The 12295-nt window shown below is 42.8% G+C and carries 13 protein-coding genes; 7 read left to right on the top strand and 6 right to left on the bottom strand.

What is annotated here, in order from left to right:
* Positions 1–85 precede the first annotated feature (85 nt).
* Positions 86–652, bottom strand: coding sequence for a PhnA domain-containing protein (locus AACQ75_RS08515; RefSeq protein ID WP_026027787.1), 567 nt, complete (start codon positions 650–652; stop codon positions 86–88).
* A 203-nt stretch (positions 653–855) separates the two neighbouring features.
* On the opposite strand from AACQ75_RS08515, the gene AACQ75_RS08510 reads away from it, so the two are divergent.
* From AACQ75_RS08510 to AACQ75_RS08495, 4 genes are all read left to right on the top strand, one after another.
* Positions 856–1938, top strand: a complete 1083-nt coding sequence (locus AACQ75_RS08510; protein WP_026027786.1) for a site-2 protease family protein — start codon at positions 856–858, stop codon at positions 1936–1938.
* A 272-nt stretch (positions 1939–2210) separates the two neighbouring features.
* The gene (locus AACQ75_RS08505; RefSeq protein ID WP_010320753.1) at positions 2211–2663 is read left to right on the top strand and encodes a hotdog fold thioesterase; all 453 of its coding nucleotides are present in this window, start codon (positions 2211–2213) and stop codon (positions 2661–2663) included.
* 1 nt (position 2664) lies between these two features.
* Positions 2665–2898 (top strand): DUF3389 domain-containing protein, encoded by a 234-nt coding sequence (locus AACQ75_RS08500; protein WP_010320752.1) that lies wholly within the window; start codon positions 2665–2667, stop codon positions 2896–2898.
* 80 nt (positions 2899–2978) lie between these two features.
* Positions 2979–4667, top strand: a complete 1689-nt coding sequence (locus AACQ75_RS08495) for an SgrR family transcriptional regulator (RefSeq protein WP_017046920.1) — start codon at positions 2979–2981, stop codon at positions 4665–4667.
* Between the two features lie 154 nt (positions 4668–4821).
* Here AACQ75_RS08495 and AACQ75_RS08490 read toward each other — a convergent pair whose 3' ends face one another.
* The 3 genes from AACQ75_RS08490 to AACQ75_RS08480 all read right to left on the bottom strand — a co-directional run bounded on the left by AACQ75_RS08490 (position 4822) and on the right by AACQ75_RS08480 (position 7670).
* The gene (locus tag AACQ75_RS08490; protein WP_170888474.1) at positions 4822–6426 is read right to left on the bottom strand and encodes an ABC-F family ATPase; all 1605 of its coding nucleotides are present in this window, start codon (positions 6424–6426) and stop codon (positions 4822–4824) included.
* 267 nt (positions 6427–6693) lie between these two features.
* Complete coding sequence (locus tag AACQ75_RS08485; protein ID WP_094147029.1) at positions 6694–7089, bottom strand: PPC domain-containing DNA-binding protein; 396 nt, start codon at positions 7087–7089, stop codon at positions 6694–6696.
* Positions 7086–7670 carry a TetR/AcrR family transcriptional regulator gene (locus tag AACQ75_RS08480; RefSeq protein WP_170888473.1) on the bottom strand — a complete coding sequence of 195 codons (585 nt, stop codon included), beginning with the start codon at positions 7668–7670 and terminating at the stop codon, positions 7086–7088. Before AACQ75_RS08480 ends, AACQ75_RS08485 begins: the two co-directional genes overlap by 4 nt.
* A 98-nt stretch (positions 7671–7768) precedes the next feature.
* On the opposite strand from AACQ75_RS08480, the gene AACQ75_RS08475 reads away from it, so the two are divergent.
* The 3 genes from AACQ75_RS08475 (at position 7769) to AACQ75_RS08465 (ending at position 9632) form a co-directional block, all read left to right on the top strand.
* Positions 7769–8389, top strand: a complete 621-nt coding sequence (locus tag AACQ75_RS08475; protein ID WP_170888472.1) for a glutathione S-transferase — start codon at positions 7769–7771, stop codon at positions 8387–8389.
* A 2-nt stretch (positions 8390–8391) separates the two neighbouring features.
* On the top strand, positions 8392–9060 hold the full coding sequence (locus AACQ75_RS08470) for a glutathione S-transferase family protein (protein ID WP_013867809.1): 669 nt from the start codon (positions 8392–8394) through the stop codon (positions 9058–9060).
* A gap of 122 nt (positions 9061–9182) precedes the next feature.
* Entirely contained in the window at positions 9183–9632 is a 450-nt protein-coding gene (locus AACQ75_RS08465) for an RNA-binding S4 domain-containing protein (RefSeq protein ID WP_206211628.1), read from the top strand.
* Positions 9633–9691: 59 nt separating this feature from the next.
* On the opposite strand, the gene AACQ75_RS08460 is transcribed toward AACQ75_RS08465, so the two are convergent.
* Together AACQ75_RS08460 and AACQ75_RS08455 are read right to left on the bottom strand one after the other, a co-directional pair.
* Positions 9692–9880, bottom strand: a complete 189-nt coding sequence (locus tag AACQ75_RS08460; RefSeq protein ID WP_013867807.1) for a hypothetical protein — start codon at positions 9878–9880, stop codon at positions 9692–9694.
* A 35-nt stretch (positions 9881–9915) separates the two neighbouring features.
* Positions 9916–12267, bottom strand: a complete 2352-nt coding sequence (locus tag AACQ75_RS08455; protein WP_170888471.1) for a fatty acid cis/trans isomerase — start codon at positions 12265–12267, stop codon at positions 9916–9918.
* Positions 12268–12295 lie beyond the last annotated feature (28 nt).

The following is a 12295-nucleotide window of genomic DNA, read 5'->3' as shown; positions in this document are numbered from 1 at the left end:
TAGTTTCACTGCTCATGAAAACAACGGTTTCCGAAAAACAAAGGCGCAAACTAAGTTGCGCCTTTGTTTTATTCGTCAATGGCTATTATTTTTTGCGACAGTATTCAGCAATGATATACATCGATTGGCCATTAGCCTTACCAGAGATCAACTTAGGATCGTCGCTTAAACTGATACCGCGAACCACAGTACCCTGTTTAATGACTTGGCTTGAGCCTTTGATAGGGAGATCTTTAATGATGGTTACGTCGTCGCCTTTTTTCAGTTCTACGCCATTCACATCACGAGGCTTTTCTGCATCATCATCCATACCAATTTCAGCCCATTTTGCAGCTTCTTCTTCAAGATACATCATATCAAGTAGGTCTTGAGCCCAACCCTCAGTGGCCGCAAGGCGCTTAAGTTGACGCCACGCCAGTACTTGAACGGGTTGCTCTTGGCTCCACATGCTGTCGTTCAAACAACGCCAATGGTTCACATCTACTGTTTCTGGGTTCTCAATTTGGCCTTTGCAGACATCACACAACATAACGGCATGGTCAACAGTAACCATAGTGTGTGGCGCTACCACAAATGGAGCTAATGGAGATTCTGATGAACAAAGCTCACATTTTGATTGGCTGCGTTCAAGTAAAGTTGCTTCAGTAGACATAGTACCCACCTTGTAAAAATATGTAAGCGCGTATTATCCACGTTACGACTGGAATTAAAAGGGGAGATGGCAAAAAGCTTGGTATTCGTGAGGGAATTGAACTAAGTCATCTTCAATAGTAAGAAAATGGGCATCGTGCTTTACGCTGTTATTGCTCAAAGGCATAATGAACGCCGTTTTTATGTTTGTATGTAGGTATCACTGTGGAACTCCTTTCCGCTCCATTTTTAGGAAAATCACTTCGTCTCGAAGGTTCAATGTCAGGTTGGCAGCAACTCTATTGGGATAATCAACTGGTTGCGCAATGCGATGCGACAGGGAATATCGAGGCGACAACGACCCATCGATTTCAGTTGTTAAGTGGTGAAACGCCGATCCAATGTGAACTAAATGTCGAGCTGAGTTGGCAACCTTTTAAACTTCGTTATCAAGCATTAGTTAATGGTGACATTGTCACGCAAGGTGAGCGTTCAGAAAAAGACATTGAAAAACAAACACCATATAGCCCGCCAAAGCCGGAGCGACGTTTTAGCCTTATTGGTCTAGTCTCACTTGGTATGAAAGCACTGAAAAGTGCCAAGCTGATTAAAGTTGTTCTGGCGTCAGCAAGTATCGCAGCCTATTCGTGGTTATTTTCCTTCCAGTTTGCTATGGCGCTTATTGCCTGTTTGGTGTTCCATGAATTTGGCCATATCAAAGCGATGAAGTATTTTGGTATGAAGACTAAAGGCATTTATCTCATTCCATTTCTTGGTGGCTTGGCATTAAGTGATGAAAAAATCAATACACGTTGGCAAGATGTAGTGATCTCAATTATGGGGCCATTTTTTGGTTTGCTGCTCTCGGTAGTGCTGGTTGTCGTGTACTGGATCACAGGAGAGATATTTTTTGCCGGCCTTGCTGTTTTTAATGCCTTTCTCAATCTCTTCAATCTATTGCCTATATTGCCGCTTGATGGTGGTCACGTGTTAAAAAGCATCAGCTTTTCTATGAACAGCACTTTGGGGATTTCGTTGTGTGCTCTTGCGGCGATCGCTGGTGTCATTTTGAGCTATTGGCTTGGATTAACCCTGTTCGGCTTTTTATTGATTATGGGCAGCATTGAAATTGTAATGGAATGGAAGCAGCGTCATCAAAGTCATTTGCTACCTCTGAATCGATATGGACAAATTGTAGCTTCACTTTGGTATGTCAGTTTAGTGGCTGCGCTTATCGCTATTATTTGGGGTTTTGCAACGACAGGGGATGAGCTGCTACAACTGCCATTACGCATTTTAGGTACTTGAGTCGGTACGTTGACACTTGTAAGCCATGTATCAGAGCACTTTTTGTGCTCATCTTTAAGCGTTTAAATGACATCTTTGTATGAAGAGGCTTTTTAGCACCGATAAACGGCTAATGACAACACTGCAGTTAATATTTATGAGCGATCGGATCTGTCTCGAAAATGTTTAGTTGGCAGGATCTCAATCGCTGGAACTGACTGATTACTCGCTGCAAGTTGCTACCTTTTAAGTATAGAATGAATCATCTTTTACGATGAATGAGACAAAAAAGCATGGATATTTGGAAGAAGCCTATCGATTTAATAACATTAAACGCCACCTCCAAAAACACCTTGATAGAGCATCTCAATATTATTTATACCGATTATACTGATCACTCTTTGTCTGCGACCATGCCTGTTTGTCACTTTACCCATCAGCCGCTTGGTATGCTGCATGGTGGAGCCTCGGTGGTACTTGCGGAAACCCTAGGTTCAGTTGCCGCGAATTTCAGTGTGGATCAAGAACACTATTGTGTAGGGTTAGACATTAATGCTAATCATGTTCGCGCCATGCGAGAGGGGATGGTTATAGGAACAGCGACACCTATCCATCTTGGTATTTCAACGCAAGTATGGCAAATCAATATCACTGATGAGCGTGAACGTTTGGTGTGCACCAGCCGTTTGACGGTCGCAGTACAAAAAATTCGTAACCGTTCTCAAGCTATCAAGGTTGATTTATAAAATGGTGATTGAATTTTCAGGTGGAAAAATCATCGTAACACCCCATGAATTAGTGGTACGAGTATTGGGTGATCTGGCCATCACGCTACAAGCCCAAGCCGATGCTGTTCAGCTCATTGGGAGAGGGGCGAATGTCATCTCTGTAAATTGCTCAGAAAGTAAATGGTCGATTAAGTTGGACAACGAAGAGCAAATTCAGCAACTTTCTCAACAACTCGGCTGTAATATTCTTTAAACAGTGATTAAGACTATTGCATAACCAATATAAAATGAGGAAACTATCTCTGTTTTTTTATAAACTGAGATTTCCTCTTTATGAGTAGCCCACGACTTCGCGTTCAATTTGAATCCTTATTTGAGCACTTTAACGGCCAAGATGTTGGTGTCCAGCTAGAAGAGATCACCGAGATCCTTTTCTGCACACGCCGTAATGCGCGTATTGTTCTAAATAAAATGGAGGATGAAGGCTGGATAGAATGGCGTCCTGCGGCGGGGCGTGGAAAATTATCCGATCTCATTTTTAAACGTAGTCGCAGTGATGTCAGTGAAAACCTTGCGCGTCGATACTTAGATGAAGGTAAAATTGGCCATGCATTTTCGGTACTGGATCAAGATGCGGCGAAACTGACGCAAGTGATCCAAAGCTATCTTGGTGTTCAGCATCAAGAAGGTCTGCAAGTCATACGGTTGCCTTATTATCGCCCGCTTTCAATGCTAAACCCGCTAAAATCCATGCGTCGATCTGAGCAACATATCGTAATGCAAATTTTTAGTGGGCTAACGCGGCTAGATGAATATGAACAGCTGCAGCCAGATCTCGCACATACATGGGAATCGGTGACAGCAACACATTGGCGTTTTTATCTTCGCCCAGGGGTTCGTTTCCACAATGGTGATTTGCTTACCACCGACGGTGTTATCCAAAGTTTGTGGGAATTGCGATTTCTGAACTTATTCTCCCATCTTGATAGGATCAGCTCGCCCTCCAACTGGGTTATCGATATCTTTTTACAAAAAGCTGATAGTCGCTTACCGCTTCTTTTATCTGAGTCATGTGCCAAGATTTTACTACCAGAGTCCAATCGTAGTGATAATTTTGATTTAATGCCGATTGGTACTGGCCCTTACAAAGTCATTTTAAATGATGAAAAACGCTTAGTTTTGCAAGCGTTTGATGGATATTTTGGATTTAGGCCTTTGCTAGACCGGGTCGAAGTGTGGGTGATTGACGAAGTACATTCTTCGATGGTTTTTCCTAGCTTATCGCATCCGATAAAAACAAAGCGAGGTTCATTTACAGAAGACGTGGATCTTGATCCCGGCTGTACTTACTTGTTACTCAATCGAAAAAATGGCGTTGCCGCGGATGTAAATTGGGCTCGCTACCTTACCAATAAGCTCAGTACTCTCAACCTATTTCGTCAATTACCAGAAGACAAAGTGGTCGAGTTGGGGGTGTTACCTGCTTATGGCCTGAAACCGGGCTGGTATCATCAGTCATCGGGAGATGTTGCCGCTACACCGCCGGGCGAGCGTTCGATCACCATTGCATATCATGCTCAACATCCTATGTTTCCAAGCTTAGTAAAAACAATACAACAGCTGTTAAAAGAAGATGGAATTTCGGTGGAGCTTGTTAAATATGATTTGACGGTTGAAGACACCGATGCTGTCGATGTTTGGGTCAAACCGATGGGAATTGCCAACCATAGAGAAGATGCGTTAGCAGGATGGTTACTTGATTACAGTGATATCGAGCATTTAAGCCGCGCTGAAGATTTTTCGTATTGGTGCCAGTTAGTGGATGAATGGCGCGCTGATCCAAATGCCATATTTCCGGCCAAAGAGATTGGCAAGTCTTTGATAGAAAAACAGCAAGTTATCCCGATGTTCCACTGTTGGTTAGGGATAAGCAAAGATCAATGTGGTGCATTACAAAACGCGAAATGCAACGCGTTAGGCTGGTTTGATTTTAGCAATGTTTGGGTTAAACCAGAGTTATAACAAATTACAGTGATACCCAAACGACTTGAAGTTAAGTCGGCGGCTTGTCACTGGCCGATAAAATAAGCTAAGACTAAACAGTAGAATCTAAATTATCCGTTGTTGCCGTCATTTCTGGCGGCAACAAGTATCAGGAGCTATGACGTTGGTTTGATTACGCCGCAGCTAACAATTTTTTCTGATGAGCCAAGTATTCATCGTACGTTCCTTGGAAGTAGACCAACTGTTTGTTTTTCACATCAATGATCGAAGTGGCCAGCGAAGAGACAAACTCGCGATCGTGGCTAACAAAAATCAGTGTCCCCGTGTAGGACTTTAGCGCGTTATTGAGCGCCTCAATCGCTTCCATATCCATGTGGTTGGTTGGCTCGTCCATGATCAGCACGTTGATATCTTGCATCATTAGTTTACCAAATAGCAGACGGTTCTTCTCACCACCCGAGCAGTTTCTTGCTTTCTTATTTACATCATCAGCTGTAAAGAGTAGTCGGCCAAGAATGGCTCGCACCATCAAATCATCATGTTTTACGGTGCGCCACTGCGAGATCCAATCAAAGATAGTCAGATCGTTATCAAAATCGACAGTACTGTCTTGAGGGCAATAGCCAATTGAGGCATTCTCAGACCACTTCACCACACCTTGGTTGGCCTGCAGCTCTTTGACTAAGCAGCGTAGAAAGGTCGTTTTACCGACGCCGTTTTCACCAATTACCGCCAAACGCGAGCCCGCCTCAAGCAGCAGATTGCCACCGTTGAAGAGCTGTTCATCGTCAAAAGCGTGGCCGAGATTTTGTAGTTCAAGTGCAAGACGATGCAGTTTCTTTCCTTCACCAAAATCAATCGAAGGACTGATGCGGCTTGAGGATTTCACTTCATCAAGCTTGATCTTGTCCATTTTTTTTGCGCGTGAGCTAGCCTGTTTTGCTTTTGAAGCATTGGCACCAAAGCGGTTAACGAAGTCTTGCAGTTCGTTGATCTCAGCCGCTTTTTTCGCGTTGCCAGAGAGTAACTGCTCTCGAATCAAGCTTGACGCTTCAAGAAAATACTCATAATTACCCGGATAAATACGCAGTTCACCGTAATCAATATCAGCCATATGGGTACACACTGAGTTCAAAAAGTGACGGTCATGGGAAATAATAATCATGGTGCATTTACGCTGATTAAGTTCTTCAGCCAACCAACCAATGGTGTGGATGTCTAAGTTGTTGGTTGGCTCATCGAGCAGCAAGATATCTGGGTTGGCAAACAAGGCTTGCGCCAACAAAACGCGCAGTTTCCAACCAGGAGCCACTTGTTGCATCAAGCCAAAATGAAACGATTCCTCAATTCCCGCTTTTAACAAAATATCACCCGCGCGACTTTCGGCGGTGTAACCATCCATTTCAGCGTATTCGCTCTCAAGCTCGGCGACTTTCATGCCGTCGGCTTCGCTCATCTCGGCTAATGAATAAATGCGGTCACGCTCTTGCTTGATCTCCCATAGTTTACGGTCACCCATAATCACGGCATCAATTACCGTGTATTGTTCGAACGCAAACTGATCTTGGCTCAGCACACCCAATTTTAGCCCTGGTGTAATGGAGACGTTGCCTGAGCTGGGAGTTAACGCGCCACTCAAGATCTTCATGAACGTCGATTTACCACAGCCGTTAGCGCCAATCAAACCGTAGCGATTGCCGTTACCGAATTTTGCAGAAATGTTTTCAAATAAAGGCTCAGCGCCAAATTGCATGGTGATATTTGCGGTAGAGATCAAGAGAGTTTTCCTAGGTATTCAGTTTAGCGAATCAGTGATGTGCAGACGCCAAATCAACAGAACATAAACAATGGTTAAATAGGCGGCGAATTATACAGAGTTATTACAAAAAGAACAGATGTGAGAGATAGCTCACAGACGGAAATTGCTCAACGTCGAATTGCCTATCGTTATTGGGGAGGAATGGGTGAATAAAAAACACGCTTCACCACATTTTACAGAATGCAGACTAGTATATGCACATTCACTTTTATCATTAAAGGGATTTTAACAAGGTGCCACCAGCTCACTGTAGCCCGTTTGATTATCAAATTCTCGCTCAAACACTAAGTCAGGATAGGAATGTAAAATCAGCTCTGCGGTAGTATTGACAAGACAACCATCCAAAAGATGACCACCGATCACTTTGCCTGTTTTATCTGCAACCGCAATGTGCAAGTGTTGATGAGATGCGGTTAGCGTGCCAATCAAAGAGACAATTTCAAATGCATCAACAAGGTGTAGCTCTGAAGAGCCATCAGCGAGGCGGATGCGCATTTCAGATAGGCACCCGACACAAGAAGCGATGTTACCCGCTTGTATGTTCTCTTGCTTTATCAACGCGGCAATAGATTGCTTTAAGTCGTGGCCTTTTATTAAGCGAGACACTGTCACTTTTATCATGGAGCATTTCCCTTAAGCAATATCAATAACGATTCTAAGGCAGCATTAATGTCGTCATAACGCTTAGCTTTTCCCATTACACGAATTCCTTGCATCTGGACCAGTACCAGTTTTGCCAATTGATTGGCATCCAGCAATGTACCAATTTGTTTTTGCGCCTGGGCGTTTCGTAGTGCGTGGCTAATAACGGCTAGTAACTGGTCAAAAAGTTGTTGGCCTTTTGCCAACACATACTCATCTTGCCCTGCGTGTTCAATCAGGGCGTTTTGCATGAAGCATCCCGATGAACTTATTTTTTGCAATTTTGCAAATTCTTTAAGAAAAGCAGTCAATTCTTCAAACGCTGAGTTCGTTTGGTTAAGTTCAGCAAGGCGAGGGAGTGGCACTGATACCAGATATTTATCCAATGCTTCGTAATAGAGCGTTTTTTTATCACCATACGCATTATAAAGGCTAAAACGGTTAATTTTCAGCGTATCAATTAGATCGGAAATGGCAGTATTGGAGTACCCTTTTTTCCAAAACAGATCCATTGCCACAATCAGTTTTTCCTCTCTATCGAAATTACTTTTACGAGCCATAATTAAGTTTCTCTACAAAAATTGTTGACTGATCGTTTATAAAACACTTCAGGTTTAACCTGAACGATCGTTCTGAAAAAGCATTGAAAGGAAATAAGATGAAATTGTATGAATTGGCTGCAACGCCTAGCTGTCGTCGGGTTAACATATTTTTGAAAGAAATAGGCATTGATATCCCTCGCCAAGTTATCAATGTAAGGGATGGTGAGAATCTTTCTGATGAATTTCAGTCGAAAAGTATTACTGGGAAGATTCCCGTATTGGAATTAGATGATGGCACCACTCTTTGTGAGAGTATTGCTATTTGCCGCTATTTCGATCATTTAGTTAACCATAAGCATTTTCTCTTCGGCCAAACAGCTCTAGAACAAGCTAAAGTTGAGATGTGGCACCGAGTGGTTGAATTTCAAGGGCTTTATGCAGGATTCCAAGCATTTCGAAATATTTCAGGTATCTATAAAGACCGAGAAAATTGCATTGTTGAATGGGGGTACGAAAGTCGAAACCGTGTTGGTGCATTTCTGCCAATCCTAGATAAACGCCTATCCGAATCAGAATATCTTGCAACCGATGCGTTCACTATTGTAGACATCACGGCCTATATTTTTATTGAGTTTGCAGAAAATGCATTAGAGCTTACAGTATTAAAGGATTACTCAAATATTGCTCGCTGGTTTAAATCCGTTGAGCAACGTCCATCATTTCACCGAGGAGCCTAAGAATGATTGAACTGTATACCGCCGCAACGCCGAATGGTCAGAAAATCTCCATTGCATTAGAAGAAATGGGGTTGCCATACAAGGTCAACGCTTTTGATCTTTCAACCAATCAGCAAAAAGAGCCTGAGTTTACGGCCATCAATCCGAATGGACGCATTCCCGCAATTGTAGATAAAGATAACGATGATTTTCCAGTATTTGAATCTGGGGCAATTTTGCTTTACTTGGCAGAAAAAACGGGAAAATTTCTGCCCGTAGATCCGAAAGCCCGCTCTCAAGTGATCCAATGGTTAATGTTTCAAATGGGAGGCGTAGGGCCGATGATGGGACAAGCGAACGTCTTCTTTCGTTACTTTCCAGAAAAAATACAACCTGCCATTGATCGTTACCAAAAAGAAGGGCGACGTCTATTTGAAGTCATGGATAGCCAATTAGAGCATCACCGTTATCTTGCGGGTGATGAATACACCATCGCCGATATCGCAACATGGCCATGGGTGAGAATTTACGAATGGAGTGGCATTAATATTGACGGGCTCGAGCACCTACAACGTTGGTTGGCGGAAATCGCGCAACGCCCTGCAGTGATTAAGGGGCTTACCGTGCCACCACCAAGTCAAGAAAGCGATGAACAGCGAGCGGAACGCATTCAGAAAATGGTGACAAGGTAACCTGAGTGATGTGTGTATGACAAAACGGTGGGCTTATAAGTTCAGTTGAAGTATTTAACTGTGGTTCCTAATTTGTGCATTTAGCATTACACTGCGTGAAAATTCGTGATAAGAAAAACGTAATGATTAACGATAAAGACACATTAGAAAACGAAGAAATTGAAATAGAGGCGATTGGTATTGAAGTTTCGTCGCAACCTATTGAGCTTTATAAGGTGTTAAAGATTGCTAACCTAGTGGATGGTGGCGGGCAAGCAAAATTCCTGATTAGCGATGGTTACGTGGCAGTCAATGGAGAACTTGAAACTCGAAAACGACGTAAAATGTACAATGGGGATTTTCTTGAATTTAACCAGGAGTACTACGTTGTATTGTGTGATCAACCCGTGACTGAAGTACCTGAAACTGATGTGACGTCGGTAGTGGCAGCAACAAATGTGCCTAAGCCGAAGCAAAAGGCGTCAAAAACCAAACCGGCTAGAAATAAACCGACGACCACAAAGAAAGAGAACTCCGATGCACCTAAAAGCAAAGATGCTGAAAGTGGCCGTAACTCAATAGACTTTTTCTAATTTTCTGTTTTTTAATGATCTGATAAATAGACGGGAGCGATATGGCTCCCGTCTTTTATTCAGCGCCATTCGTCATTTGTTGTCGAACCGCTATTTAACCCATTAGGATCATCATCAAAAGGGTGTTGTGCCTTATACAGTAACACTTCCAACTGATGTTCTAACTGATTGACCGTCTCATAGTCACCTTCCGAACAGGCTACATAAATTTGTTGTTCTAGTGCTTCAATGCTGTCGCGTATGGTCATTTGGCACCTCTCATCTCACCCATTAAAGGTGACTTTTATCTGTTTTCAAATCTATTGTAGTCAAGTAAACCAGATTCGACAGGTTGATTTTTTCGATACCATGCATGAACTTTATCGCTGAATGGCCAAAACTTCGAAGAACTGCGGCGAATGGCGAACCTATCGAGCAACTTAACGTAGTCCTGCTCATTTTGCATTTTACTCAATAGCATCACCAATTCTGCGATCTCGTGTTCATGCAGTGACAAATAAGCAGAAGGGTAACTGCCAATGACACCTCTCACTAGAGTCAAATCATCATTCGCTGGGTCACGGTTGCTTTGTTCATCAAATAGACTTGAAATATTGAGATGGGCGTTATTGTGTAACAAAGTAAACAGTTGATCCTCTCCATTTTCAGCCGTGATCATCAACATCATAATTTGTGGCACAGCCAACAACCCTTCACCTTTGATCTTATTAATGCTATTTAACATCTGTTCACTACGCTTTGAAAAACCAGTGTCAATTATCGAATAACGATTTGATAACACAGGTTGAAGCTCAGACTTCAAAAGATCAAACAACTCAGATTTTGGATCTTGCGTGTGGTAAACAATACTGGTCGGTTGATCAAAAGGGGCAACGTTACGTTGCAAAAAGTCACTGAGTTGAGTGCTTTGATTTTGATACCAACTTGACTGCTCTTGGTGCCTTATCTCTCTAGGCAGCAGAGAGACAAAATTACTTTCACCTTCAAGACGCAGAAAATCCATAAACATGCGAGTAATGAGCTGGTGGCCGAAATTGCCGTAAACATCAAAACCCGCCACCAGTAAATAATGGATTCTTTCTAGTAGCGCATAGTCTAAAACCCATGCTGTTTTGGGTTTTTCTCCCACCAAACCTTGCACTACCGATGCACTATCGAAATGCCTAAAAATAGTCAGTGCCGCATTCGGGTTATAGCCATCACCTATCCACAGTACATCCGTGGTTAAGTTCTCGCCATTTTTGAACCACTGATTAGTAAATTCAGACTTTGCTTTCAAATAACGTGCTTGTTGATGCGCATAACGGACCCAATGAGTAATAGGCAACGTGTTACTTTCCAACTCGCTTGGCAGTTTTAGATTCGCGGCTTGCGAGCGATAAAATTGATTCACTTCGGGTAAATCAGCTTTCTCTGGGTCTAAAAAGAACACCCAAAAATGGTCGTTAATAACATTCAGGGCTAGCTGACCACGACACACTGGCCCTTTGATAAAAGCCATGATGGTGTTTTGAGCATTGTCTAACATAAATCGAAAGCGTGCTTTAACCGGAAGGGCATCAAATGCCGTCATCGGATTGGCGGCAACTTCAATATCATAGCTAGGCAAAACCGAGACTTGATAATTAGGCCGAATGAACCATGCCTGCCAATCATCTAGACGTTTTTTATTCAACGCATAGGGTAAATGAGTTTTATCCACGATACTGCCTTGCTCAGGGATCAAACGGTAGTAGACGCGTTCTACACCAGGATTATCGTAAGGACGCCTTGTCGCAATTCGGTTAACAGGCTCGCCCGGGGGCGTTGTCGAACGTATCAAAGTGAAAAATCTAGGCTGACCAGCAAGTTCAGAAAAATAAAGGTGAGAAAGAAAAAGATGCTCGTAGATATAACGAGCCATTAACTGATTCTTTGCTGTACCTTTATTTAAAAAGTTTTCGTATTGCGCAACCGATTTCTCCTGATCAGAAGTGAGCGGAATATGGCCATTCATGATTGCGCCATCTCTTAGCCACGTGAGTAGCGTATTGTATTCAAGAGGGCTAAGATTTGGCATGCCATAAGGCATTCCCCACGTTGGGTGATCTTGTTTGTACTGTCCGTACTCTTCAATTGTTGGACAAACTTGTTCGCGATCTATCGAAAAATCAAAACCTTTTAGCTGATCTTGTTCTGGTAACGGATGTTCCTCTTTTTGCATTAATAATTTCGCGACTAATCCTGCTTCTAGATTCGCGGTAGGCGTTTGAGATCTCTCGTTCAGCACAGGATGAAAACCAAAATCTCGCCACTGCTCTGTGTATTGTGCATCTTCAAACAAACGGGTAGGAGCCGACGCCGTCAGGCGCGTACCATGATAAACCAACGCTTTACTGGCTCCACGATCAATCCCTTCAACTGAAGACATTTTTAGCTGGCAGGGCGCATCATAACAGGCGTGACAGACCACGCAGCGCTGATCGATGATGGGTTTAACATCATTTAAAAAGAAAGAGGCTTCTTTTGAATCTACTGGCGATTGTCTTGACTGAACGCTTGCTTCACCAAACAGTTGGTCATAGTTCAAGCCCGCATACATTGCACATCCTGAAAAAAACACGATGCTAAGAATAATAAGTCGATGAAAAGACATAACATGAGAAATTTAGGAATATTTGTCC

The sequence above is a fragment of the Vibrio sp. B1-2 genome (assembly GCF_963888445.1).
Taxonomy (GTDB): domain Bacteria; phylum Pseudomonadota; class Gammaproteobacteria; order Enterobacterales; family Vibrionaceae; genus Vibrio; species Vibrio anguillarum.
This window is presented reverse-complemented; position numbering and strand designations above follow the sequence as displayed.

Excerpts from the sequence above, each read along its gene's own strand:
- AACQ75_RS08460 (WP_013867807.1), bottom strand. The coding sequence starts at position 9,880 with ATGACCATACGCGACAGCATTGAAGCACTAGAACAACAAATTTATGTA.
- AACQ75_RS08480 (WP_170888473.1), bottom strand. The coding sequence starts at position 7,670 with ATGGCTCGTAAAAGTAATTTCGATAGAGAGGAAAAACTGATTGTGGCA.
- AACQ75_RS08505 (WP_010320753.1), top strand. The coding sequence starts at position 2,211 with ATGGATATTTGGAAGAAGCCTATCGATTTAATAACATTAAACGCCACC.
- AACQ75_RS08470 (WP_013867809.1), top strand. The coding sequence starts at position 8,392 with ATGATTGAACTGTATACCGCCGCAACGCCGAATGGTCAGAAAATCTCC.
- AACQ75_RS08455 (WP_170888471.1), bottom strand. The coding sequence starts at position 12,267 with ATGTCTTTTCATCGACTTATTATTCTTAGCATCGTGTTTTTTTCAGGA.
- AACQ75_RS08485 (WP_094147029.1), bottom strand. The coding sequence starts at position 7,089 with ATGATAAAAGTGACAGTGTCTCGCTTAATAAAAGGCCACGACTTAAAG.
- AACQ75_RS08500 (WP_010320752.1), top strand. The coding sequence starts at position 2,665 with ATGGTGATTGAATTTTCAGGTGGAAAAATCATCGTAACACCCCATGAA.
- AACQ75_RS08515 (WP_026027787.1), bottom strand. The coding sequence starts at position 652 with ATGTCTACTGAAGCAACTTTACTTGAACGCAGCCAATCAAAATGTGAG.
- AACQ75_RS08475 (WP_170888472.1), top strand. The coding sequence starts at position 7,769 with ATGAAATTGTATGAATTGGCTGCAACGCCTAGCTGTCGTCGGGTTAAC.
- AACQ75_RS08495 (WP_017046920.1), top strand. The coding sequence starts at position 2,979 with ATGAGTAGCCCACGACTTCGCGTTCAATTTGAATCCTTATTTGAGCAC.
- AACQ75_RS08465 (WP_206211628.1), top strand. The coding sequence starts at position 9,183 with ATGATTAACGATAAAGACACATTAGAAAACGAAGAAATTGAAATAGAG.